A 24,603-nucleotide genomic window follows, 5' to 3' on the forward strand; every position below is an offset into this window, starting at 1 on the left:
CACGACTGTCTCCGGAACGACCAGTGACACCTTCAGCTTCTCCCGTGAGCCTCAACATGCAGAGAAGGACCGCCTGGCCCACGAGTGATCTGTCTCACGGGCTGAGATAGTCCGTCGGCGCTTCGCGCCCGGCCAGCCGACATGTCGCTGGTACGTTCCAGATATCGTCTTTGTCCCTCCGAGTCGTGCCGGCCGGGCATCAGGATTCCGGGACGGCGCGGCGCTACGGTGGCCGTGCCGACGGCCGTCTCGAGGATGTCGCGCACACTGAACTTCCGCCAGGAGTGCCCCTGACCGATTGCGTTCGCCGCCGCCCTTGAACACACGGCCCTTCGCGCCGGCCGCGGGCCATGCCAGCCACCTGCGGGCCAACTCCACAGCATTGGTCGACGGCCACAACGTCCAGGGTGCCGAGAGACCCTCCCGCAGGAACAAGTCCTCCAGTGCGTACCGCCTTTCGACGTAGGGACGCTCAAGCAGGCTGCGGCCGCTCAGATGGGGCAGGTCGAAGGCGACATAGTGAGCCAGCCAGACGGCCGCGGCAGGTTGTGCGGCGGCACCCCGTCGGTGCAGCCGACGCGTCTGTCAAGCCTCTCGAAGCGAGCCTGCTCTCCTCCCACGCAGCCAGTTCGCCGTCGAAGATCACGGAGCAGTCCAATCAGCCGATGGATTCGGTGATCTCTGGAAAGGCCGTAGCCAGCTCACCGCCCCCTGCGTGAGCGCAGTACCGGGGAACCGTCAGCAGCCCGCGCTGCGAAGGCCCGGAAGCCATCATTCGGTTCGGCAAATCAATTCAACGGGAGGGTGAACGTCTCGGCGGGTGCCGCCAGCGTCGGCTCGGCGGGAAGTTCGATCACATCGGAGGTGCTATCACAAACCCCTCACCGACCCAAGGAGGACACGAGAAAAGCGGCTCGTCAAGAGGGGGTAAACTCACCCCGTCAAGATCACGAAGGTCCACCGGTGAAACGGCGCTTTGCCGACCAACTGGCCGGTCGAGGCGTGGCGTTGTGGATGTGGCGGAAAGCCTGTCAAGTGCCGGATGAGTCATGCCGGGCACCGCGATAGGTGCATCCCCGACACGGCCGTCATGAGGAAGGTGCACTTCCGTGCTGGCACGCGGCCAACTGGTGCAATGCCAACAGGTGTCAATGATCAGTTTGTGCACCGGCGAAATGGCATCGCCCGCAGCATATGCCTAGTGTTGCTGATGCAAGCCCGGCCCCACCACCGGACGAGTACAGGCCGGCGGCGAACTGACCCGGTGAGCGGCAACGAATGCGCCGCAGGCACCAGGATGCGGGCGTCAGAGGGTGGCTCTAACCACCGTCCCGGCACTCGCTCTCGCCAGCGCAAAACCAGGCCCCTGCCAGGGGCTGTGCACAACGACTCTCAGCAGAGTCCACCAGCAGATCTGAGGAACCACTGGGGCCTTCCACCGGCCTGTTCGAGCACGTCGGCGGTGCACAGAATAGACCTGTGCGCGGCGTGAGAACAGCGCGGCCGCTGGACTTCTATGAGAGAAGGCCCCCCGAGTCAGACGGGGCGAACTGCATGACCTCCAAGCACGCGACGGACCAGCCGGCACCGCGCACCACAGTGACGGCTCACCGCCGATGCTCCTGGGCACAGCGGGACCGTACGAAGGACCTCGGCGCAGCCGGGCTGAGTGGCTAGCACCCGACCACGCCCGACGGCGCGTCCGAGCCTGTCGCGGGTTTACCAGATCCACGGCCGGCCCTTCCGCCCGGGGAGGATCTGCTTTCCCCGAGCGAACGGCGCGCAGCAGGAGCGAAGCGAGCTCCCAGCAACTGCTCCTGCCGCGCCGCAGTGAAGAACGACTGAGGTTCGCTGCTCAGGCATGTGCCGTAGCCAATACGCACCCTGGCATTGCAAACCTCCCGGATCTCGCATATGAAGGAGCGCACCGGTGATCCACCCCCACCCAGAAGCGTCCAACTCTGACGAGTTCAAAGGCTTCAACGAAGCCCGGCGCATCATGTGGTGCCATGACGCTCGTGCTCGCGTGTACGAGCGGTTCGAGCAGACGAGGTTCGTCGGTGACATGAACGTTGCAGCGGTCCACGTCGACAACACCACCAGGGCAGACCGTGTGTTCCTCGTGGCATTCGACAAGGCTGGCCAGCAGATCGGCGTCGACACGCTCTACATTGACGAGCCAAATCAACACCTCGACATCGCGCCCGAGTTCGACCACGACTTAACCGGTATGGACGTCGTGCCGGACTCTCAGCTTGACCAGGCCATCTCTCGCGAGAACGGCTGGGTCGTCAACCTGAAGGTACTGCGCGAGTACGACTCCATGGCCGATCGCCGGGCCACTCAGCGCGCGGTGTTCCTGGCGCATCTGCAGGACATGATGAAGAGCGGTGACGTCCGCGGATTCCTGTTTGGCCGGGGTGAGTCCGATGACACTGATGCGGCGTGAGAGACCACGACCTCGTACCTCAGACGACCCCGTCGGCAGCCTGGCCGGCGGGGTCGTCTGATCTCTGACGCTGTTCCAGTGCTGCATTCTCGCAACAGGTGCATTGACGAAGGTCCATTACCAGGGGCGGTGCGCCCCTGTGTGGCGATCCTTTCCCACACTGTCGGAGATCATTGCCCGCTGTGCGCGGCAGTTCACGTCGTCGAGCTGCGCCGCCCCGCCGCCGCCATCGCCGCCAGGGCACGCATGGCCCTGGGCGCCTATCGCGCCGTGCCCGGGCACGAAGCCGCCCACGAACTCGACTGCTGACTCCACGACATGTGGTCCTACAGCTACTTCGCCCTCCGCAACGACAGGGACACCACCCGGTGGACCTTGATCAGCAAGGAACTCTTCGACGCCCAACAGCTCCTCAAGACCACCGAGCCTGCCGCCCTCGCCCTGGCCGCCCATGCCACCATCGGTCGCTTCGAACACGCAACGGGCGTCACGCCTGGCGTAGGGCCGGAAACCCTCTGTACCCGCGCCGAAGCTGACGCGCCGGATACGCCGCCTTCGACCGCCTCCGCCTACACATCCCCCTTGACCACCGCGACGACCGAGAGCTCGTAGCCCAGGCTTTCCTCGCCATCCTTGACAACCCTGACAGCTCCGATCCCTGCACCAGCCGCAATCCCGACGAGGACGAGCAGGGGCCCACCTGTTGACCGGACACCGCTCCCTCTTCGACGGCAGGCGCCTTGCGGGCCTTGCCCGTCAACTCGAAAACCTCTCCACCACCGCAGACGCACGCCACCCCCTGCGGTGTATCCAGCGATACAACCGACTCTGAAGGTCCACCCGACCTCCAACAGGGGAGGGGATCAGCACAGCTGATCCGGGTGCCGAACCCAGGCGGGGTGCTTTGCAGGGAGACATGCCGTGGACCGGCTCACGCCGGTCCCGGGTGACGCCGCGCGGTGAGCTCTACGAGGTCACACAGTTCGTCTTCGGCACCGTCGACTTCCAGGAGCAGCAGCCATGAGCAAACCGCTGGGCACGGACGACCTCACGGTCAAGTTCCACAGCGACCGTCCCAGCGTCGACCGCGGCGTCGGCGTCTGCTGCGACGAGGCCACGATCTGGCAGGCCCCTGAAGGAAGTCTCTACCGCGTCGTCCAGCGTCTGGACCCGGCCGAGTTCCAGATCGCGACCCTCGTCCCCACCGGGCGGATCACACTTCTGACCTTGCACAAAGAAGCAAACGGCGTCGCCGACCAGGATGAAGCGATGAACCACTGGCTGGACATCCGGAACCTTCCCCCGGCCTCGAATGGCGACTGGGTGGAGCCGGCCGGACCACACAGGACCACGAAAGGAACAACGATGGCCGAGCTGAGCATCGACGAGGTCGTACAACACTTCACCACACGCGACGGGAACGGCTGGATCGCGAGCGACGAGTACTTCCGAGCCGACACGGAACGCCGCGCGCAGTTCCGGGCAGCCGTCGCGGACCGGATCAGGGATCTGCTCGTCGACGGCACCGGAGACGGAGACCTCGTCGACGGTGCGGTCACGGCCGAGAATATCTGCAACCAGATGTGGCACCTGATGAGCCACGCCGCGGAGGAGGACGCGCTTGCGCAGCCCGAACCGGTTGAGAACACCGCCTGAGAAGACGACGATGCCCCGACTGCCTCTTTGCGATCAGGGCATCGAATCAGGCTCGGTACCCGGCAGTGCTGCCGGCCGGGTCGTCACACCGGCGGAATGAGCAGCGAGGTCCACGCGTAGATGAGATCCGGATTCTGGATCTTGTTCGTTTCGACCAGGATGCCGATCGGCACTCCCGTCGTCCCTGAGATCGCGGTGAGCGTATCGCCTGGCTTGATGGTGTAGGGCTTCACCTTCGGCGCGGGCTTCGCCTCGGCCGGTGCACCTGATCCGTTGGGCTTGTCCTCGTCGCCGCGACCGGGCCTCGGATCCTGGCTTGCCCCGTTCTCGTCCTGCTTCCCCGTGCCGCCCTCGCTCGGCTGCTGGGCGCTGCCGTCTCCGGCGTTCCTCTCGCCGGGGTTCCACGGTGCCCCGACCGGGGCGTGATTGCCCTGCAGTGCCTGGATGAGGCCGCCGTCGGACATCGCGAGCTGCGTCAGGCCCCATCCGGCGAAGAGCGCCGCTCCGCCCACCATGACGCTGGCGGCGATGACGGGTCCGTTGCCGAAGCCCATCGGGCCGACGTGACTCCCGGCAGATGCTCTCGTCTGTGCCGACGGTTTCGACGCCGTCCCCACTGGCCTCTGAATCGCAGCCGTCATCCCTGTCTCAACCCCTCTGTGAATAGCTCGTACGATCATTCGTGCCCGACGTCGATATCCTACTCATGCCCGAATCGAAGTTGCTGGAATAGTGGACTGGATGGCAGTACGAATCCTATCCGATAGCCCATCGATGGAGCCTTGAACCGCCGACCGCCAGACCGAACGAAGGAACCGCACCACCATGACCAACTACTCCATCTCCGCCAAGAAGATCACCGAGGGCAAGACCGTCTTCATCCGCGGGAAGCTCGGCTTCGCCGTACTCGCCCGCCTCATCGAGGGCGCGGAGCTCGTCGCCAGCGACCAGCGCAAGACGAAGAACGGTATGAGCCCCGTCGGTAAGCCGCACACCACCGCGACGATCATTCACGCCGAGGTCCAGTTCGCCGATCCGAACAACCCCACCCTCGAAGAGCAGTTCGTCTCCGAGCGTCGCTACGACTCCCCGAAGCGGCCCGAAACCGGATCCAACTACTCCATCGACTCCAAGGGCAGCACTCTGCCGGTCATCGCGATCCCTTCTGCGAAAGGCGACGGCACCTACGACCAGGACGAGTCCGGCCGGGAGCTCGCGCAGGGCCTCGACGTCACGCTCGTGCTGCGCACCTACAAGCCGAAGGACTTCAGCAACCGCGGCCTGGCCCTCGAACAGGTGATCGTTCACGAGGCGCCGCGCTACTACAAGGCCGGCGGCATCGATCAGGCTGAGCTGGCCGCGCGTGGCATCGTGCTCAACGGCACGCCGCGCCCTGTTCAGGCCACTCCTGCCAGCGCTGTCCCTGCCGCCGTCCCGGTGGGGACCGAAGTGGAGGACGGCCTGTCCTTCCCGACCCCGCAGCCGGCGTCCGCACCTGTGGCCGTGGCCGCGCAGGCTCCGGTTCAGGCTCAGGCCCCGGCGCCCGCCGTGGCTGCGCCCGTCGCTGCTGCTCCTGCTCCGGTTGCTGTTCCGGCCACAGCTCCGGCGCCTGCCCAGCCGGAGACCCTGGAGGAGAAGCTTGCGCGCCTGGAGGCCGAGAACGACTCCCTCAAGAACAACGGTTCGCCCGTGGGCGCGCCGGTGGCCACCGGCTCCTGGAACGGCTCCGGCCAGGCCCCACAGGCGGGGATCACCTACCAGGGCTGATCCACGCTGATCATCGATGAGACCCCTGTACTCGCAGCTGTTCTGTGCAGTACGGGGGTCCTGTCTTTCTCTTCCCCTCCTGACGCCTCCGATCGAAAGCGTGCGTCCCACGATGACTGCAGCCGACCCCCATGCCTGGTTCCCGCAGTTCTACGGCAACCCTGCGATCCGCACCCTCGCCAGTGCCTGTCGGTGGACCATCTCCGGACAGATCGGGGAAGAGAGCCCTGACGATCCCGCCAAGCCGCCGAGGCGCAAGGCCCCGATCGACGTCCGGCACCTGCTCGCCGGCTGCACCTCCAGCTGTCAGCACGCCGGCCCACTACGCGGAGCCTTCGCCCTGGACGAGACCTGTCTGCTCACTCTCGACGAACTCACCGCGGCGATACCGAAGGCCGCGAACACCGCCTTCTATCTCCAAGCCCAGACTGACGGGCTGCTCGTCCTCGACATCGAGGCCGACTGCCCGTCAGGTGTGGCCGCAGACCTGCTGCGGCTGCCGGGCATCCTCTACTCGGAGCTGTCGATGTCCGGCCAGGGCTTCCATCTCGTCATGCCGCTGCCGAAGAACTTCCACGACTTCCCCGTAGCCGCCAGCAAGCGCGTCCTGCGTGAGGAACACGGCTGGTACGAGCTGCTCCTGGACCACTGGTCGACCTTCACCCGCCAGCCGGTGCCCGATCGCATCCTTGCTCGCGTCAACGCAGCAACTGGCGCGCTGGCCTGCGCCTCCATGGAAGACCTCTACGCGCAGCTGGCCGTGAACGCCAGCGAGAGCTCCGGTGCTTCAGCATCAGATGTCGACACCGCCGAGGACATGCCCGACATCCCGTACTCGCAGGCCATCGTCGAGCAGACCCTGACCAGCGCACGCCATCAACTCCGGGACCCCGGCGACTTCAACCACGACATGTCCCGTTGGGAGTTCTCCGTTCTTGCCTCGCTCTACGGGTGGATGCGGACGCAACTGCGCGCCTACAGCGCCGTCGGCGTCGAGTACTCGACGGGCGATACCGCGTGGTTGCTCTACAAGGCGGCGGTCGATGTCATCCCTGCGCGCCCCAAGCACAGCGAGCGGCGCAACGGCCGGCCCTTCCTCCTCGACCGGGCGGCTGCGCTCGTGGCCGACCGCGAGGCCCGTTCCGCCTCGACCAACTGACCGACGCTCCGTGCCTGTTCCTGCTTCTGGTTCACCCGCTGCCACCGGCAGCGGGTGGGGCGGATGACGGGTGCTGTGACAGGGCCGAGCACAGGTGGGGCACAGTGCTGGATCGCGCGGAGCGCGATCGGGTGGCGAAGTGCAGTGGGGCTCCATCGCCACCCATGGCGGGAGTACAGGTCTCCGCCGAGTTCCGACGGCGCGGCCCGCTCCACAGGACCGTTCACGGCCTGTGCGGCCTCGGCGACGTCGAGAGCAGCAGCGCCGTCCTCCGACATCTCTTCTCTTTCTCTCTTTCTCGCCCGCGCACAGAAAAGACATCGGCATGAAGTTCAACGACACCCTGACGACCCTCATCAAGCAGTCCCTTGAGGTCGGCGCGACGCCCGCTCTCATGGGCGAGCCCGGCATCGGCAAGTCCAGCTTCGTCGAGGGCCTGGCCTACTCCATGGGCACGCGGGCTTTCACGCTGCCGTGCAACCAGCTCGCCGACAAGGCCGACCTCACCGGTGCACGCCTGGTGCTGTACACCAAGGACGACGGCACGCAGAGCTACAAGCAGGTCTTCTACCCGCACCAGGTGATCCAGGAGTGCATCGACTACGCCGAGACGAACCCGCGTGAGTGGCCGATCCTTTTCCTCGACGAGATCAACCGCACCACCTCGGACGTCACCTCCGGCGCGCTGACCCTGGTCACGCTGCGCCGGATGGGGTACGTCGAGCTGCCCAAGAACGTCCGCATCGTCGTGGCCGGCAACGACAGGGGCAACGTCACCTCGCTCGACGAGGCCAGCCTGTCCCGCTTCGCGATCTTCCACGTCGAACCCGACGCCGCCACCCTCATGTCCGTCCTCGGCGACAACATGAACCCCTGGGTGAAGACGGTGCTCACGCAGTACCCCGGGCTCATCTTCCAGAAGTCGACACCCGAGGCCATCGTCGCCGACGGCCAGGACGACGACGACAACGGCAACGTCACGATGGCCGATCTGTTCGACGGCGGCGAGGAGATGAACCAGCTCACCACGCCGCGCACCATCGACAACCTGTCGAAGTGGCTCAACACGGCCGACCCGCAGCAGCTGGCGCAGTACCTGGCCACCCCGATCCAGAACGGCGACCGCGAGACCTCGCTGCTGAACGAGGCCATCGAGGCCTACGTCGGGGACACCATGTTCACCACGCAGCTCGTGTCCACCATCGCCCAGGACCTGGCGAGCAACGCCGGCAGCGTGCAGCAGAACCGGGTGAACGTCCCGAAGCCGAACTGCTATCAGAGCCTGAAGGACGCAGCGACCATGACCGCCATGGCCGCGGTCATCGCGACGCTGACCGACAACGAGAAGTCCGGGTCGCTGCTGTACGCGCTCAAGGAGAGCCAGGACAACGCGCGCCTCATCGAGCAGCTGGCCCAGGTCATCACTCAGATCGAGCCGGAGCACACCCGCACGCTCATCGAGATGGTGACCAGCCATCAGATCGACCGCCAGAACCTCGAGGCCTTCATGGAGATCGACGCTCCGATCGTCAACCAGGCCAAGCCGGTCCTCTCGGCCTTCCTCTGATCGCTCGCTCATTGGTGGTGGGGACTGCGGCGGGCTGCCGTCCTTGCTGCAACTCCCCACCGCCGGCGGCGTTCTGCCGCTGCCTTGTCCTCAGAAGGAGACCACGACCCATGACGATCACCGTCACGAACCAGAAGCCGGCCATGCTCGACGCACTGCACACCATCTCGTGCACCGGTGACTACGACCCGATGCCGGCGATCCAGCAGACCCTCATCGACCCGCTGCTGGAGCCGTTGAACCCCAACGCCCCGGCAAGCATCACCGACGCCCAGGGCGCTGATCTGACGGGGGGCATCCCGGATCTGGTCCTGAGCTGCCTCGGCGACACGCTGAACGTGGCCGGAGAGCAGACCGTCAAGGAGTTGCTCGGGCAGACCCTGATCAACTTCGACCAGGGCACACCGCTGCCGGTCGCCGAGCTCTTCGCCGTCCAGGCCGGACAGCGGAACAAGATGCCCGCGCCCTCTCTGCGGGTGCTCTACACCGCGCAGGCCGATGTCCTCCCGGCCGCGAAGGCTCTACTGGCGGGGACCGGCGACGAGAGCGCCTTCTTCGCCTCGATCGCCTACACCTTCCACCCCGACACCCTCGGGTTCTGGTTCCAGTCCTCCGCGGCCTTCGACGACTTCAAGATCTGGCTGTCCCAGCAGACACAGACGATGGCCAATGCGCTGCCGCCGGCCACCACCAAGCTGCTCAACGACTTCACGGCTCTGTCCCTGAAGGGACTCACCGAGTCGCTGCTGGTGCGCAAGGACGACTCTGACGCCAATGATGAGCACTCCTTCGCCCGCGTGCTCGTGCACATGCTCATGAACTACGCCGGGCAACAGCGGGCTCAGGTCAGCCAGCAGAACACCGCCCTGGACACCGGCGTCCTGCCGTTCACGGTCGGGGAGCTGTTCTGCCCGCGCTCCCTCGTCCTGGTCAACGTCGAGGCCCATGCCCGGGCCACTGCGGCGAAGATCACGGGGGAGTGGAACCTCATCAACCAGTCGCTGGCTTCGCCGGTGAAGGTCGTCTCGAACACGTCGCTGTCCAAGCTCACGTCGCTGCCACGGGCCGCCGCCCGGGCCGCCGCCCTGGGAGCCAACCAGCAACCGGGCCAGCCTGGCAGCCGTAGCGCCCAGGTGGCCTTCCGCAAGCAGCCGCCGAGCAAGCTCGACCTGCTCAAGGACATCACCCGTGTGCTGCGCCGGATGGGCAAGGTCAACAAGTCGCAGAACATCCTCCGCACGACGAAGGCGACCTTCCTCAAGGCCAACCGCCGGAACCCGGACGACTTCAACAAGCCAGGCCGGGTCACCTCGGTGCAGTACATGCCCGACCTGCACATCTACATCGACACCTCCGGTTCGATCTCCGAAGAGAACTACCAGGAGGCGGTCATGATGCTCATTCGGATCGCCAAGAAGCTCAACATCAACCTGTACTTCAACTCGTTCAGCCACTTCCTGTCCCAGGAGGTGTTGCTGCGCACGGAGAACAAGTCGACGGCTCAGATCTGGAAGGAGTTCCGCAGGATCCCGAAGGTGTCGGGCGGAACGGAGTACACGCAGATCTGGCAGTACATCAACGCCAGCCGCGTGCGCCAGCGCAGGCTCTCGCTCATGGTCACCGACTTCGACTGGCTGCCGCCGTCCACGCGTCAGGACCACCCGAGGAACCTGTACTACGCACCGTGCTCCGCCATGGACTGGTCGTACATGGTCGACCTGGCGAAACGCTACGCCGACTCGATGCAGCACATCGATCAGAGCATCCGGCAGAGGCTTCTCGGCATGGTCGTCTGACCCTGCTGCCCCCAGAACCGCCAAGAGCGGTGCCGTGCAACCAACTCCCCTGGCCGGCACCGCTCTTGGCGACCCCTGACTTTCCCTCTCACCCATCCGCATCCCTGCTCGGGACACCGTGGCGCATCCATCCAGCGCGCCACCACGCCGAGCGACCCGTACCGAAGGAGGACCCGGTGGGTCTCAGCAACTTCACACCCGGCGGCTCCGACGACGACAAGGGCAACGGCGGTGGCAGCAGCTCCCCTCCGCAGTTCCCGCCCGTGGGACTGCCGTCCAGCGGCGGCAGCGCCGACGACGTCAAGGATCTCCTCGTCGACTACAACGAGAAGTTCAAGAACGCCGATCCGACCATGTTCCGCGACACGCTCATCGGGCAGGTACTCTCGGTCGTCATCAGCAAGACCAAACCCAACGTTCTGCTGGTCGGTTCCGCCGGCGTCGGCAAGACGAAGATCGTCGAGGACATCGCACGGCGCATCGCGCTCGGTGACACCCTCATCCCGGACCAGCTCAAGGACCACACGATCTACGAGCTGCCCATCACCAACATTATCGCCGGGACCGGCGTCGTCGGCTCGTTGGAGGAGAAGGTCAAGGCGATCGTCGAGTTCGCCTCGGATCCCAAGAACAAGGCCATCCTGTTCATGGACGAGATCCACCAGATCACCGGAGGGTCCGGCAGCCGTGGCGACGCCGTCGGCCGCAAGATCTCGCAGATCCTCAAGCCGGCCCTGGCCCGCGGTGACATGTCCGTCATCGGCGCGACCACCAGCACCGAGTCCCGGGCCTTCGACGAGGACCCGGCCTTTGCCCGCCGCTTCACCCGGCTCATCGTCGACGAGCTGAGCGTGGAACAGACGCTGGCCGTGATGACCACGGTCCGGCCCGGCCTGATGGCGCACTACCGTCACCAGATCGGGGTCTCCGACGACGTCCTGGCCTCGGTGGTGCGGATCGCCGAAACAAACTCCCGGGCCGGCCAGCACCGGCCGGACAATGCCATCACCCTGCTCGACCGCGCGATGGCTGACCGGGTCCTGGAGCAGAAGAAACTCATCGTCCAGGCCGAGAACGCCGGCGACACGGCACTCGCGCAGACCTTGCGGTCCATCCCGCAGGTGCCGCTGACCAATACCCGTGTGCTCGATGTGGCCAAGCGCCTGATGACCGGAAACGCCCAGCGCAGGGACCTCGACGTCGCAGCGCTGAGCGCCACGCTCACCAACCGCCTGCAGGGCCAGGACGACGTGCTCGCCAAGCTCACGGACCGTCTGGCCCGCGAAGAACTCGACCTGTTCCCGACGAAGACGCCCACGACGTGGCTGTTCGCCGGAGCCTCGGGAGTAGGTAAGACCGAGGCAGTCAAGATCATCGCCGAGGAGACAACCGGCACCGAGCCGATCATCCTCAACATGACCGAGTTCCACAGCGAATGGTCGACTTCGAAGATCATCGGCTCACCTCCCGGCTACGTCGGATCGGACTCCAACCAGGAGCTTCCGTTCGACACCCTGGAGTCCAACCCCCACCGGGTGATCCTGCTCGACGAGTTCGAGAAGGCTGACACGGCCGTGCAACGCCTGTTCCTCTCGGCGTTCGACGAAGGCTACATCCGCAACGCCCATGGCAAGATGCTGGACTTCTCCAAGGCCCTGGTCATCTGCACGACCAACGCCGCCCGTGATTCGCTCGACGGCAAGATGATCGGCTTCGGCAACAACCCGCAGACCATCTCGAACCAGAGCCTCAACAAGACACTGGGGCAGTTCTTCGACACGGAGCTGCTGGGCCGGTTCTCACTGATCGTGGGGTTCAACCCCATCGACCGGCAGACTTACCGGCAGATCATGGCCGCCGACTACGAGCGGCAGCGTGAACGGATCGCCGCGGCCAAGCCGCGGCTGGCCCAGGTACTGCCCGCGTCGATGCCCGACGACGAACTGCGCGCCATCGAGGAGACCACCTACGTGGACTCCCAGGGCGCGCGGCCGGCGCGCAAGGCTGTTCGCGCCTGGATCGAGGACCACCTGCTCGCTACCCCGTCAGGCGGCACAGCCTCGGTATCCCCGGCGGACGACTGAGCAGCCGTTCGCATCGCACCGGGGGCTCCTGTTCCGTTCCGGAATAGGAGCCCCCGGCGTCATGCCCGTCGACGACATCACAGCGGCGCTGGCCCGGGCCCTGACCAGCATCGCGAGGGCGAACACGCTCCCCCGTCAGGCGGCCGGGCCCGGATCAGACAGCCGCCGCCGGCCCGGCTCCGAGGGGCCAGCCGGTGCCACCCCACTCAACAGGAAGTGACATGACCGAGGAGATCCGGACCACCGCAGGGCGCCCAATCGGGGCACGCGGTCTGAAGACTCGCAGCCAACTACTGCTCTGCCTCAAGGAGTTGCTGGCCGAGCACGGCTATCACGCGACGAGAGTGATCGATGTCGCCCGTCGCGCGCGCACCTCGCCCGCGACCTTCTATCAGTACTTCGCAGACGTCGACACGGCCGTCCTGGGCCTGGCCCTGCCCGTGGCGCAGGAGGGAAGCGACGGACTGATCTACGCGGAGATCGGCAGTGGGTGGGGCGACGGGCGTCACGCGGCCGAGAGCACGGTGGACGCCTTCTTCACATTCTGGCGGGAGCACGAGGTGGTCCTGAGGGTGGTCGACCTGCGGGTGGCCGAGGAGGACAGCCGGTTCACCGAGACCCGCCGCCGCATGCTCTCCGGTCTCCTGGGGCACCTGGAGTACGCGATCACCGCTCGTCCGTCATCACCTGGCGCGACGGACGAATCCTTCGCCGCAGCCGAGGCGCTGACGGTGCTGCTTGCCGCGGCCGCCGGGAGCCAAGACCCCGAGACAGCGTACTCACAGGTGGTTCGCCAGATGCTGGTCGAACTCATCGCCCACGCCGTGTCCGGCGGAACCGCCGCCGTCCAGCTGCCGACTGCGTGACCCCTCAGGGACGCGAGTCGAGCGCGCGATGTCAGACCGGCGACACGCTCACAGTCCTGATGTGGTGCGCCAACCCCGACCCAGACGGGCGGTCCCGCCACAACCCTCTCGGGAGTGCCGCGTTGGCCATGACCGCCAACGTGATCGACACGCTGACCGGGCGGCCACGGGCCAGCGACGGCTCGGTCCAGCCCGCACCTGGCCGGACCGCCCTTCCCCACCAGACGACTTCGGCGCCCCTGCCCCCGGCCGGGCACCACTGATTCCGCTGTCCATGGGCAGCGCAAGGGACGTCCGTCATGTCACTGTCGCTCTCTCAGCTCGGGAGGCACCTGCTGGCGCCGCCGAGGTGCTGCGCGGCCCACCGAGCCCGCACCACTATCAGGACTATCTGCTGCCGCTCGACCTCCTGATGCACGCCAGCGACGTACCTCGCCCCCACGCCCTCATTGCCCAGAAAGGGGGACAGCCACGTCCGCTACGTTCCCCGAACCTCTGCACCCCGCCGGTCTCGGCGCCCGGCTCGACCACGTCGCCGCCGTGGGCACGGCCGAGGGGTAGCTGACGACGGATGGGGGGCGACGGCGTTCGGTCGGCCCTCGCATTCAACGAGGACACGCAGCTCCGGACCGTGATGATGCTGCTCGATGATGCCGAGCGCGCCCCCGAGGAGGCCCTCGCCGTAGCCCGCCTGCTCCTCGCCGCGCAATCGCGCGAACCTTCTGCCCTCGCCCGCCGTGACTCGGCGCGTACCGCGACGAACATGGCGTGAACCGCAACATGCGCGGCCTACTGACCGGCATGCAGCACACGCGGAAACTGGTCGACGACCACGCGCTCACCCTCGACGACCCGCACGCCCAGTGACGGCGCAGCGCGGGCGATCATCCTCGCCCTGGTCATCGCGTCCGGCGTGCCCCTCGGCCTGTGGGTATGCCGATGCAACCCCGACCCTCTCGCCCGCAACCATGCCCGAAACGCCGACCACGCCCCGTTGCACATCGCCAAGAGCGAGGGCCGATACCCCGCGGCTGCACCACGTGCCGAGTGCCCACCGAACGTGCCCAGGAGAAGCCCGAGATGACCACCAACCGCACGCGCTACCACGTCGGCATGAACGAGATCGGCCTCGACTCCGAGTACCGGATCGAATGCCTCGGCGACCTCGACGGCGCCCGCGCGTGGCTTGAGGCCGACATCGAGAACACGGCCGAGGATGCCGAGGACCGCAGCGAGTTCGACGCCTGCCTCGCAAAGCTTGCCACCATCCCCGACGCCGAGATCGTCGGCGAGCACCGTATCGACGCGTACCTGTTCTGGGTGCGCGCTGTCGAGAACTGCGGCTGCCCGGAGAGGCTGCGTGACGACCGGTCGTACGCCGTCCAATGGAGCACCGGCGACGGGCAGTGGCACGGCAGCATCGTCTCCTCGGCGATGTCCGGCCGGAGCGAGGCCGACGCGTACGTCGCTGACGTGCAGGACCTCGCCGCCCCCGGCGTCACGGTCCGGGCGGTGGAGATCCGGCTGACGCACACCGTCCTCCCGGCGCCCACCACGGCGAAGCCGGCCGATGTCGGCCACGGGCCCGTCGCCGCCCGCACGCTGCGCTCCGGGTGCCGCATCAGTCTGTTCGACACCGACCGCCTGATCTACCGGGTCGAGTACCTGCACGCCGGCAACTACCTGCGGCTCCACACCGTCCCGCCGGCCGGCGAGCACCCGGGCTACTTCGTCTTCGCCAAATCGCCCCACGACCTGATCGAACTGATCTCCCGCGGCCCGGCGGTCGACATCACGGGCAAGCCCGTCGTCGACGCCAGCTGACCCCGGCACGGGCCGCTCAACCCGGTCCGCGCCCCTCACTCTCGGCCGGCCGCACACCGCGGCCAGCCGACCGGGACCCGGTGCCGGGTGTGCCGGTGGACGCGCTGCCAGGTCGACCACCGCCACGGGGGTTACGGCACGCCGGCCGCAGACACCCGCTGACCGTAATCCGCCCCGCACCGCCCCGGCGTCGACCAGTCGGGGCGGTCGCATGTTTCTCCACGAACGGGCTCGTGGGTAGCTGCGCACACGGGCCCCTGGGATCTCGATGCCGTCGATGGTCCCGACCGACGCTCGGACTCGACCTCGAAGTGAGGTGAGCTGCCGCTGATGAACGACGGCGCCCATGGGCAGCGCGCGGTGCCCGGGGCGTGGCTTCGCCGCATACCCCGGATTCAGGGGCCTGACGGGTGGGTTGAGAGCAACACGGGCGGGGCTCGTCGGCTGACGAGAGCCCCGCCCGTGCTCGTACCCGCACCCATGACCCAGCTCTGTCGCTGTGCCTTTCGCTCACCTTTGAACATTCGACTGACTATTCATTTCTTGTCTCAATTGTCGCGAGACGTCTTTTGTGCGTTCTCTCGATCTGCCTCTCGACCCACTGGAGAAAGGCAACGACATGCCTGTCCTGCTTGATGACCTCGACCTCTCGGCCAATGCCGTTGCCCAGAAGACCGTCGACCCGAAGTTCTTCTCCTCGAAGCTCACCGGCAACGGCAAGCAGATCGGCCTGCTTAACGAGTCCCTGCTGCCGGTCAACACGGCCACCAACACCGCCTACGCCATGGCCACCGACATCGAGGTCAAGCAGAGCTCGACGCAGCACGACATCACCACGACGTCGATCCCGCTCGCGTCGATCACGCGCCGTGCCCTGAACGCAGGCGGGTCCTTCGCCCTGCTGAGCCCGCACGCCGACGACCGCTTCGCTGTGGACACTTCATCCAGCCAGTTCGACGACTGGGACGTCGTCTTCGACATGATCCCGCAGGCCCTCGTGCTCTACGAGGACAAGTCCGGTGGCAAGTCCACGCGCGACCTCGTCATCCAGTACCGGATGGAGCTGTACTTCTTCAAGAAGGGGCTGCCCGAACCGGAGTACGCGACCGCGGTCCCGCGCTCTGCAGGCTTCGGCAACCACGACGCCGCCGTCTTGCTGCAGTGGGACACCAGCCCGCTAGAGAACGCCCGTGACTACGTCCAGGACGTGCTCACATCCGCCGGTCTGACGGCCTCCAACCTCGGCGATGAGTTCGACGAGTGGATGCGCCAGTACTCGATCTACGAGCGCATCACGCGCCTGGCCCAGATCTGGGACTCCGAGGCGATCGCCGACGAGGTCTGCCGCTACATCCAGGACATGCCCGCGGGCCCGACGGAACAGCAGCTGAACATGCTCGCCGTCCAGCTGCGCTACCTGGAGAACTACAACGTCCCGCTGGAGGCCTACCGCCAGATCCACAAGCAGGTGGATGCGACCTTCTCCGACCAGATCGCCACGAAGCTGTCGAAGCAGAACCTCAGCCTGCTGATGAACCACACGCTCGACCACCTGGAGCAGATGAAGCCTCAGCTGATCGTGCCTGCGCAGCCGGCCACGCCACCGAATCTGCCGCCCCACCTGTCCAAGCAGCAGCTCGACGCGCTCACCACGCACGAGCCGCTGGTGATGACGCAGGCAGGAGCCGGCACCGGCAAGTCGACCGTGATCCTCGAACGGATCAAGTACCTCGAAGCCTGCGGCGTCCCCGCCTCGGACATCACGGTGCTCTCGTTCACCAACGCCGCTGCCGACAACATCACGGAGAAGAACCCGGATGTCGGCTCGATGACGATCGCCAAGATGATCATAGACATCTACTCGATGAACCACCCGAGGCACAAAGTCTCGGCGATCGACACAATCATCAACTCGATCGACATCTTCTACCCGAACAGCCAGTTCGCGGCGACGTTCCGCCTCCGCCTGCGGGAGGTCGACCAGAACAGGACCGGCTCGTTCACGGCCCTGAACACCTTCGTCGAGAGCCACTTCGACGAGGTGATCGCCCTGCTCGACCGCATCGAGCAGACGTCGCTGGAGCTGCAGATCATTATCTGCTATCAGAAGGTCGACGACATGGCCGAGCCGGCCCACGTGCAGTCGAAGTACCTCATCATCGACGAGGTGCAGGACAACAGCGTGTTCGAGTTCATCTACGTGCTGAAGCACATCACCAAGCACGCTCAGTCCCTGTTCATCGTCGGCGATGCCTCGCAGACGCTGTACGAGTTCCGCTCGGCGAACCCCCGCGCACTCAACACGCTGGAGGGCTCGGGGGTCTTCGCGACCTTCAGACTCACGACGAACTACCGGAGCAACCAGGAGATCCTGGATTTCGCGAACGTCGTGCTCGGCGGACTGGAGACCAACCAGTTCGCCAACATCCAGCTGCAGGCGAACTCGCTCGCCATGCCCACAGCGGACTCGTTCCAGGAGAAGGTCACCCTGGAGTACCGCGAGGTGGCCAGGCTCACCGCGTTCGTCACCCAGGACCTGCAGGCGATCGTGCGCAACACTGTCATTCCCGACTACGTGGACAAGTGCCTGGACCGGGGCGAGCAGGTGGCCTTCCTGGCCCACTCACGCCGCGAAGTGTCCTTGATCCAGGATGTGCTCGAAAAGCGCTACCCGGACCGCCACATCGCGTCCCTGGTCAGCGATCGGGTCTACGCCACGGACATCTTCTCGAAGTACATCAAGCTCTTCTGGAACGACGTCCTGCAGGCACAGCCGGCCAACGCCGCGTTCGTGGTCTCCCAAGGGATCAAGGACAACATGGACAAGCTGGCGAAGAACGCTGCCAATGCCAGCGTTGAGAAGGCGATCCTGCGCACGATCTCCGAGTGGTGGATCGAGAACAGCGCGGCCATCAACGGCTGGGTCACGCTCTGCCACCAGAGCACGCTCACGCACGTGGCGTTCTTCGACCGGCTGCGCGACAACCTGCTCTCCTTCGAGATTCGGCGGAACCAGCAGAAGCTGAACATCAACAAGCAGAAGAACCAGGAGCGCAAGCGGAAGAACCTCGAGTCCAAGGCCGACCTGGTCGTTTCAACAATCCACGGTGCCAAGGGTCTCGAATTCGACAACGCTGTCGTCCTCTACAGGGAGGACACGAAGATGACCCAGGACGTCAAGCGGATGTTCTACGTCGCCTTCACCCGCGCCATGAAGAGCCAGTACGTACTTGGCTACGGCACCGTGAAGAACCCGCCGATCCAGAGCAGTTACGAGCAGATCGTGACGGCTCTGACCGAGCGCGACAAGAGGAACGCCGCTCGCGCCCTCGGCATCGATCCGGACCTCCTGGACGACAACGACAGCGCCGCGCCCGGCGACACCGTCGATCCCTCTGCCGTCACCGCGGCCGTCTGACCAACCGCCGCCACCTCATGTCGCGGGAGCGGGTGTTCTCGACGAGCGAGACACCTGCCCCCCGCGGTCCTCCACACGTCACACGCCTGAATGACCCAGCCCCCAACTGGTCACACCATGACGGTGTTTGGCACACAGGGCGCCCGGCACGAAGGCGTACGTCGAACCGTTCGCCGAGAGCCACGCCGAAGCCTGGCACTACCTCGGTCAATGGCTCGTCCACGGCGAGGGCCTCTTCGCCATCAATGCCCTGGCCGAACGCCAGGCGCGGCGAGCCGCCCCCGCCATGTTGCCCTCGCGCACAGCGGTCTAGGCGGGACGGCCGTGTTTGAGCAGTGCCCGGCCTTGCCTCCCGCCCCCGGCCTCCACCACCTTTCCCGCCGAAGAACAGGAATCCGCCCATGGACTTTCCCGGCCTGGAACTGAAGATCCGCATGGCGTTCGTGGCTGGCCCGGACATGCGTGTCTTCGTCCCCGTGCGGCTGTACTACACGGACACCGACCCCTACGCGGTGCAGTTCTCCTTTGACGTCGCGCCCGACCAGGTGGTCCGGTGGACGTTCGCCCGGGAACTGCTCTACCAGGGCCTCACCGCACCCGCTGGCATCGGCGACGTGAAGATCACTCCGATCGGCCCTCACCGAAACTGCTGCTTCAGCATCGAGCTGGAATCCGCCGACGGATACGCCTGCCTTGAAGGACCGGCAGCTTCCGTCACGGCGTGGCTCGCCGAGACCTTCGAGGTCGTCCCCGCAGGCCGGGAGTCTGAATCCGTCGACATCGACAGCTTCCTCGACAAGCTTCTGGCCCACTGAGCCAGGCGCCGCCCCGCACGCCCGCAACGCGCCCAGCGTAAGAAGATCCGCGCCGCCATGTCACACGAGCAGCGTGCAGCAGCCGCCGCAACAGCGACGGCCTCGGCGACCGTGCCGCCGTCTACCTCGTGATCGACCGCTCCTACTTGACGACGAGCTGCTTCACCGACGGCGTCAACCAGCGGTTGAGCGACCGGATCCTCAGCCTGTCGGCACACCTCGACGACGATGGCAAGGTCCCGGCGCGCGGCCTGCAGGGTGGTTGACCGCGTCGAGCACCGCGCGGCCCGTCGAAGCGGCCAGCAAGGGTGTGCCGCCGTTGCCCCGGACAACAGCGGGCTTTTGATCCGCTGAGTGCCGCTGCCCGCCGCCAACTTCACCCACTCAACTCCTGCGATAGCGAGAAGCCTTCATGCCCGCATCCACGATCGTCGCTTCCAGCGGGGAGTTCCGCCTCTACGGGGACTCCGTGCAGACCTTCGCCGATCTGCCCGTGGCCACCTACACCATCACCTTCTCTCAGACGGCCGGCTACAGCCTGCGCCAGACGGAGCCGCTGGCATCCGCCGAAGAGACCGTCTATGGCAGCCACGCCTCCCGTGTTCAGCGGATCGTCACCGGCTACTCCGCCATGGACCGCTCGCTCGGCGTCATCCTCTCCGGCGACAAAGGCATGGGTAAGAGCCTCATGCTCCGCTTGCTCGCCGAGCGGATGCGCGAGGTACACCACCTGCCCACCGTGCTCGTACAGCACGACACGCCGGGGCTGGCTGCTTTCCTCGACGAGCTGGGCGAAGTCGTCGTCGTCTTCGACGAGTTCGAGAAGATCTTCTCGAACGAGGACGACGAGTCGCAGAACCAATTCCTGAGTCTGTTCGACGGGCTGAGCACGACGAAGCGCCTCTACGTCCTGTCGGTCAACGAACTGCACCGCGTCAACGACTACATGCTCAACCGCCCCGGCCGCTTCCACTACCACATGCGCTTCGCCTACCCCGAGCCCGAGACGGTTGCCACCTACCTGCGCGACCAGGTGCCCGGAGTGTCCGAGAAGCAGGTCGCCGAGATCGTCGACTTCTCCCGGAAGTACGACATCAACTTCGACCACCTGCGGGCGATCGCCTTCGAGCTGCGCCTGGGCGAGTCGTTCGCCGAGGTGATCGGGGACCTGAACATCAAGCGCAGCGAGCACGCAAGTTCGCGGGTCGAGGCTCACATCGTCTGGGATAACGGCAACACCGACGTCTTCGACGGCCGTGTCGATCTGTTCGACAGCGACAGCCTGCAGACCATCAACGACTGGGACACCGCTACTGGGCTGCAGTTCCGCATGCGCGACGCCGTCCCGTCCCAGGACGGCTACCAGCTCCCGGATGGTGCCTTCACGCTCACCTACCTCCGTGACGAGGACGACAAGTCGTCCGACGACGAGAAGGACCTGCGTGCCACCGCGGTGATCCTGCGCCGTCCCCCGAAGTACTCCATCGACTTCTGAGGACGCCCCCACCCGAACCGCCGAGGAGCCACCCCGGTCTCCTCGGCGGTTCGCTGTCCGGCTCGCTTCCCCATGCAGAAAGCAACCTTCGACCATGCCCACGTGTCGCATCGTCTCCCAGCTCGACATGAGCGCAGCGCACCGTAAGTCCCACGAGGAGATCACCCGGGCCCTGAAGAGAACAGCTCTCGCAGGCAATCCGCTGATCGATCCCAATGGTTTCGAGGACGGCACCACGCCGTTCTGCAACTCGGAGGATCTCAACGCTACCGTCCGGCTGGTCGCGATGGCCCTGCGTGAATCCGGACTCGTCCCTGGGCTGGACACCTCCGTGCTCGCCAACGAGAACGACGAGCCCTACGTCATGGTCGAGGTCCACGGTGGAGCCCGCAGCGTCTACCTCTCGCGGGGCACTGAAGCCCGTCGGCTCACCGACGACTGTGAAGCAGCCGGCTGGGCCGGCGTCCTGGGCGTAGCCCGTGAGCTGATCTCCTTCAGCAACGGCCTGCACTGAGCGCCATGCTGCCTGCCCCGAATGTGCTGGTCGCCTGCCTGGCCGTTGCCGCGCTCGGCATCCTGTGCTTGGCCGCCGGCGTTGGCCGTAAGCGGCGCTGGCGGGACCCCGCCCGGTTGTTCAGCTGGCCCCAGAAGCAGCAACTCCTCAGCCAGGCCAACGGCCGGTGCGAGCACAAACCGCCCCTCTGGGTCCGGTGCGCGGCACCGGGAACCGAGGCCGATCACATACACCCCTGGAGCCGCGGCGGGGCGACTGAGCTGTGGAACGGCCAGATGCTCTGCCGTCGGCACAACCGGCGGAAGTCGAACCGCGTGCCGAGCCCCCTCTACCGCTGGCGTCTCGCGCGTCGGCGCAAGAAGTACTGACCACCCCGACACACATCAGGAGCAAATGGATGGCCTGGATCATCTGCCCGAACTGCGGCGTGAAGCACGACACTTCCGGTCGCTACCGCATGCAGGGGAGCACCAGGTGAGCCGCGTGGAGACGACCCGACGAGCGAGTCGGCCGGGCCGGGCAGGCATCAGAGACGTGGCCGCCGCCGGGGTCTCGATCACGACCGTCTCCGACGCCCTCAACGGGAAGGGCCGGCTCCCGGACGCCACCCGACGCCATGTCCGTGAGGTCGCGGACCGGCTGGGCTACCGCCCGTCGGCCGCGGCCCGAACCCTCCGTACCGGCAAGTCGGGGCTGATCGGCCTGACCGTGACGACGTACGGGGATGAACCTTTCACCTTCACCGAGTTCGCGTACTTCGCGGAGATGGCCAGAGCCGCCACGTCGGCCGCGCTCGCCCGGGGCTACGCCCTGGTCATCCTGCCCGCGACCTCGCGCCACGACGTGTGGTCGAACGTCGCGCTGGACGGCACGGTCGTCATCGACCCGTCCGACCAGGACCCGGTGGTCAGCTCGGCATCATCAACAGCCTCGAAAAGGCCCTCGACTCCCGTGAGACGACACACCTCACGGTCGCCGACTACAGGTTCTACATCTCTGGCGGGCTCGCCAACGGCGACACCCCCACGAACGCGACCCAAGCGATCCCCAAGCGATCTGGGACGCCTACAAGCTGCCCGAGAGCGTGCTCCTCGCCATGGGCTTCATCCCGGACTACGAGCAGCCGCTCGCCCACGCGAACAGCCGCGGGGCCAGCACGCCCCTCACTGACACCGACGTGGTCGACGCGATTGCGCTCGGCCTGGGCACCTCGCCGGAGTGGCCCGGCACGGACACTCTCAAGTGGATCGCCGAGGCCATCGGCAAGGTGCGTGACGAACCCGGCAACGCTGAGCCCGCCGAGTACCTCAAGCGCTGGTCAGAGCCGTACGGCTTCGACCCGCTGTCGAGCCAGTTCCTCTCGGCGTACATCGGCGAAGAGATCGGCAAGGCCGGCGAAGAGGAGAGCGAGGACTGACAGCACTCGCACGATCCGTAACCTGCAGCACTTGGTCAACGAGCTCAACCACCACCTTGAAGAGGCCGGATACGACTTCACAACGCCCCCGCGACCGACACGGGATGCGGCACCTCCAGGTTGACGACGCCAACGTGCGCGGCTGGTTCTTGCGGGAGGGCTGCTCCCAATGGCTGTCCGGACGGATTTCGACTGATCGCCTGCTGGCGACCACCACACCCGCCTGCCGCACGCCCCTACTGGAAGGACCCTGTGATGGCGCTCCCCACCCCCGTGCTGTTGCGCACGCTCATACATGACGCGCTCACCACAGCGCTGACCCGCGACGCCGCCACACTGCCGGCCTCCATGCTCTACACGCCCGGCTGCCGCCCCGCGCTGTTCATCGACAGCAGCGTGGTCCGCGGCGGACCGGGAGCCGGCAAGACGTTGTGGGCCCGAGTCCTGACCGACCCTGACCTCCATGCGGCAGCCGCCCATGACTTGAATATGCCGCGCCTGGAGGATACCCGGGTGATCTCCGTCCCTGGGGCCACAGGAGACAGAGGCGGCTATCCGGCCGTGCCGGAGCTGGAGGCACTGCTCGGCGAAGGAATCCGCCCCGTGACGGTGTGGACCGCTGTCGCCCTGACCGCCCTGGGCGTCTGCGACCTCACACACCTGCCCAGTTGGCGCGACCGCGCGCAGTGGTTGCTGCGTAACCCCGACGCCCTGCGTCAGGGCGTGGCCGACCTGAACTCGCAGGGCCGTACTCATCTGGTTGTCTTCGACAGTCTGGACCGGCTCCACCCCGATCAGCGCACTACGGATCGCCTCGCCTCTGGAGTCCTCCAGCTCGCTGCCGACCTGGCCCGCCTCGGGCCGCGCGTGAGGGCGAAGGTCTTCCTCCGCCCCGATACCCTCGACGCGGCCCTGTGGGCGCTCAGGTCCGAGGCCCGACGCGCTCTGCGTACGGCCGACTTGAACTGGAGCACGCCGGACCACTGGGGCCAGGTGACCGGAATGCATCTCTACGGACTGTTCTTCCAGCTCCTGGCGAACCACCCCGGTGAGGGTGCCGCCGCCTTCCGTTCTCTGACTCCGGGCTGGAGGCTCACCCCCGACGGCCGCTTCAGCGCCCCCGAGCAGCTGACCGCCGATCCCGTCGCGCAGGAACGCCTCTTCACCGTGATCGCGGACCCGTACATGGGCGCGACGGCCCGCAGGGGTTCCTCGTACCGGTTCACGCTCACGTATCTCCAGGACGGCGTCGGCGGACTCAGCCCGCGCCCGTTCCTCATCGCGCTGAGGCAGGCCGTGCGGCACGCCCTGGACGATCACCCCGACCACCCGCGCGCCCTTCACCACCGGGACATCCGCCGGGGTGTGCCGGAGGGAGCGCGTGCGCGCGCAGCGGAGGTCGAGCAGGCCATGCCGTGGGTGCGGGCGGCATTCGCTCCGCTGGCCGGTCAGCAGCTGCCGATCGACTCCGACCAGGTCATCGCCCAGTGGGACCACGCGTGCCTGCCAGACCGTCTTCGCCGTCTCGGCTCCCGCGCGGCGGACCCGTACCCCAGCGGCATGCGGCACCTGGCCCGCTACCACGACCTCTTCGAAGAGCTCATTGCCGCTGGCGTCGTGCACTCCAGGACCGATGGGTCCTGGGACATGCCCGAGCCGTTCCGCATCGCGTACGGCCTGGGACGCCGAGGAGGTGTGAAGCCGGCCTCGGCCCCTGTCTAGCCTCGGCTGAGGCGCGCCGGGACTCCGGTCACGCACCGGCACGCGCACCAGCCA

22 protein-coding genes and 2 pseudogenes are annotated in these 24,603 nt (G+C 66.5%); 23 read left to right on the forward strand and 1 reads right to left on the reverse strand.

Features of this window, described 5'->3' with window-relative positions; translation table 11 throughout:
• Window positions 1–1,930: 1,930 nt before the first annotated feature.
• The 4 genes from ACIQPR_RS45245 to ACIQPR_RS45260 all read left to right on the forward strand — a co-directional run bounded on the left by ACIQPR_RS45245 (window position 1,931) and on the right by ACIQPR_RS45260 (window position 4,105).
• Complete coding sequence (locus ACIQPR_RS45245; protein ID WP_403662266.1) at window positions 1,931–2,449, forward strand: hypothetical protein; 519 nt, start codon at window positions 1,931–1,933, stop codon at window positions 2,447–2,449.
• Between the two features lie 141 nt (window positions 2,450–2,590).
• Window positions 2,591–2,758 carry a hypothetical protein gene (locus ACIQPR_RS45250; RefSeq protein ID WP_403662269.1) on the forward strand — a complete coding sequence of 56 codons (168 nt, stop codon included), beginning with the start codon at window positions 2,591–2,593 and terminating at the stop codon, window positions 2,756–2,758.
• A gap of 9 nt (window positions 2,759–2,767) precedes the next feature.
• Window positions 2,768–3,061, forward strand: coding sequence for a hypothetical protein (locus ACIQPR_RS45255; protein ID WP_403662272.1), 294 nt, complete (start codon window positions 2,768–2,770; stop codon window positions 3,059–3,061).
• A 408-nt stretch (window positions 3,062–3,469) separates the two neighbouring features.
• Complete coding sequence (locus ACIQPR_RS45260) at window positions 3,470–4,105, forward strand: hypothetical protein (RefSeq protein ID WP_403662275.1); 636 nt, start codon at window positions 3,470–3,472, stop codon at window positions 4,103–4,105.
• An 83-nt stretch (window positions 4,106–4,188) separates the two neighbouring features.
• On the opposite strand, the gene ACIQPR_RS45265 is transcribed toward ACIQPR_RS45260, so the two are convergent.
• Window positions 4,189–4,659 (reverse strand): LysM peptidoglycan-binding domain-containing protein, encoded by a 471-nt coding sequence (locus tag ACIQPR_RS45265; RefSeq protein WP_403662278.1) that lies wholly within the window; start codon window positions 4,657–4,659, stop codon window positions 4,189–4,191.
• A gap of 271 nt (window positions 4,660–4,930) precedes the next feature.
• On the opposite strand from ACIQPR_RS45265, the gene ACIQPR_RS45270 reads away from it, so the two are divergent.
• The 19 genes and pseudogenes from ACIQPR_RS45270 to ACIQPR_RS45360 all read left to right on the forward strand — a co-directional run bounded on the left by ACIQPR_RS45270 (window position 4,931) and on the right by ACIQPR_RS45360 (window position 24,549).
• Complete coding sequence (locus tag ACIQPR_RS45270; RefSeq protein WP_403662281.1) at window positions 4,931–5,872, forward strand: hypothetical protein; 942 nt, start codon at window positions 4,931–4,933, stop codon at window positions 5,870–5,872.
• 112 nt (window positions 5,873–5,984) lie between these two features.
• Window positions 5,985–7,031 carry a hypothetical protein gene (locus ACIQPR_RS45275; protein ID WP_403662284.1) on the forward strand — a complete coding sequence of 349 codons (1,047 nt, stop codon included), beginning with the start codon at window positions 5,985–5,987 and terminating at the stop codon, window positions 7,029–7,031.
• A 325-nt stretch (window positions 7,032–7,356) separates the two neighbouring features.
• Window positions 7,357–8,598, forward strand: coding sequence for an AAA family ATPase (locus ACIQPR_RS45280; RefSeq protein ID WP_403662287.1), 1,242 nt, complete (start codon window positions 7,357–7,359; stop codon window positions 8,596–8,598).
• 110 nt (window positions 8,599–8,708) lie between these two features.
• Entirely contained in the window at window positions 8,709–10,394 is a 1,686-nt protein-coding gene (locus ACIQPR_RS45285) for a hypothetical protein (RefSeq protein WP_403662290.1), read from the forward strand.
• A gap of 176 nt (window positions 10,395–10,570) precedes the next feature.
• Window positions 10,571–12,478 (forward strand): AAA family ATPase, encoded by a 1,908-nt coding sequence (locus ACIQPR_RS45290; protein WP_403662293.1) that lies wholly within the window; start codon window positions 10,571–10,573, stop codon window positions 12,476–12,478.
• Window positions 12,479–12,699: 221 nt separating this feature from the next.
• Window positions 12,700–13,344 (forward strand): TetR family transcriptional regulator, encoded by a 645-nt coding sequence (locus ACIQPR_RS45295; protein ID WP_403662296.1) that lies wholly within the window; start codon window positions 12,700–12,702, stop codon window positions 13,342–13,344.
• Between the two features lie 128 nt (window positions 13,345–13,472).
• A complete protein-coding gene (locus ACIQPR_RS45300; RefSeq protein ID WP_403662299.1) occupies window positions 13,473–13,607 on the forward strand; it encodes a hypothetical protein in 135 nt (44 codons plus the stop codon).
• A 368-nt stretch (window positions 13,608–13,975) separates the two neighbouring features.
• Window positions 13,976–14,116, forward strand: a complete 141-nt coding sequence (locus tag ACIQPR_RS45305) for a hypothetical protein (protein WP_403662302.1) — start codon at window positions 13,976–13,978, stop codon at window positions 14,114–14,116.
• 275 nt (window positions 14,117–14,391) lie between these two features.
• Window positions 14,392–15,168: a hypothetical protein gene (locus ACIQPR_RS45310; protein ID WP_403662305.1), complete on the forward strand. Its 777-nt coding sequence runs from the start codon at window positions 14,392–14,394 to the stop codon at window positions 15,166–15,168.
• A gap of 619 nt (window positions 15,169–15,787) precedes the next feature.
• On the forward strand, window positions 15,788–18,586 hold the full coding sequence (locus ACIQPR_RS45315) for a UvrD-helicase domain-containing protein (RefSeq protein ID WP_403662308.1): 2,799 nt from the start codon (window positions 15,788–15,790) through the stop codon (window positions 18,584–18,586).
• A gap of 127 nt (window positions 18,587–18,713) precedes the next feature.
• Window positions 18,714–18,899: a hypothetical protein gene (locus ACIQPR_RS45320; protein ID WP_403662311.1), complete on the forward strand. Its 186-nt coding sequence runs from the start codon at window positions 18,714–18,716 to the stop codon at window positions 18,897–18,899.
• 88 nt (window positions 18,900–18,987) lie between these two features.
• Window positions 18,988–19,401 (forward strand): SsgA family sporulation/cell division regulator, encoded by a 414-nt coding sequence (locus ACIQPR_RS45325; RefSeq protein WP_403662314.1) that lies wholly within the window; start codon window positions 18,988–18,990, stop codon window positions 19,399–19,401.
• 122 nt (window positions 19,402–19,523) lie between these two features.
• A pseudogene (locus tag ACIQPR_RS45330) lies at window positions 19,524–19,667 on the forward strand (VWA domain-containing protein); the annotation flags it as partial.
• A 146-nt stretch (window positions 19,668–19,813) separates the two neighbouring features.
• Window positions 19,814–20,896 carry an AAA family ATPase gene (locus tag ACIQPR_RS45335; protein ID WP_403662317.1) on the forward strand — a complete coding sequence of 361 codons (1,083 nt, stop codon included), beginning with the start codon at window positions 19,814–19,816 and terminating at the stop codon, window positions 20,894–20,896.
• Window positions 20,897–20,990: 94 nt separating this feature from the next.
• Window positions 20,991–21,410, forward strand: a complete 420-nt coding sequence (locus ACIQPR_RS45340; RefSeq protein ID WP_403662320.1) for a hypothetical protein — start codon at window positions 20,991–20,993, stop codon at window positions 21,408–21,410.
• 5 nt (window positions 21,411–21,415) lie between these two features.
• Entirely contained in the window at window positions 21,416–21,778 is a 363-nt protein-coding gene (locus ACIQPR_RS45345; RefSeq protein WP_403662323.1) for an HNH endonuclease, read from the forward strand.
• A gap of 52 nt (window positions 21,779–21,830) precedes the next feature.
• Window positions 21,831–22,322 (forward strand): annotated as a pseudogene (locus ACIQPR_RS45350) (LacI family DNA-binding transcriptional regulator); the annotation flags it as partial.
• A 172-nt stretch (window positions 22,323–22,494) separates the two neighbouring features.
• On the forward strand, window positions 22,495–22,827 hold the full coding sequence (locus tag ACIQPR_RS45355) for a hypothetical protein (RefSeq protein WP_403662442.1): 333 nt from the start codon (window positions 22,495–22,497) through the stop codon (window positions 22,825–22,827).
• A gap of 255 nt (window positions 22,828–23,082) precedes the next feature.
• The gene (locus tag ACIQPR_RS45360) at window positions 23,083–24,549 is read left to right on the forward strand and encodes a hypothetical protein (RefSeq protein WP_403662326.1); all 1,467 of its coding nucleotides are present in this window, start codon (window positions 23,083–23,085) and stop codon (window positions 24,547–24,549) included.
• Window positions 24,550–24,603 lie beyond the last annotated feature (54 nt).

This window comes from Streptomyces sp. NPDC091280, assembly GCF_044768565.1.
Classification (GTDB): domain Bacteria; phylum Actinomycetota; class Actinomycetes; order Streptomycetales; family Streptomycetaceae; genus Streptomyces.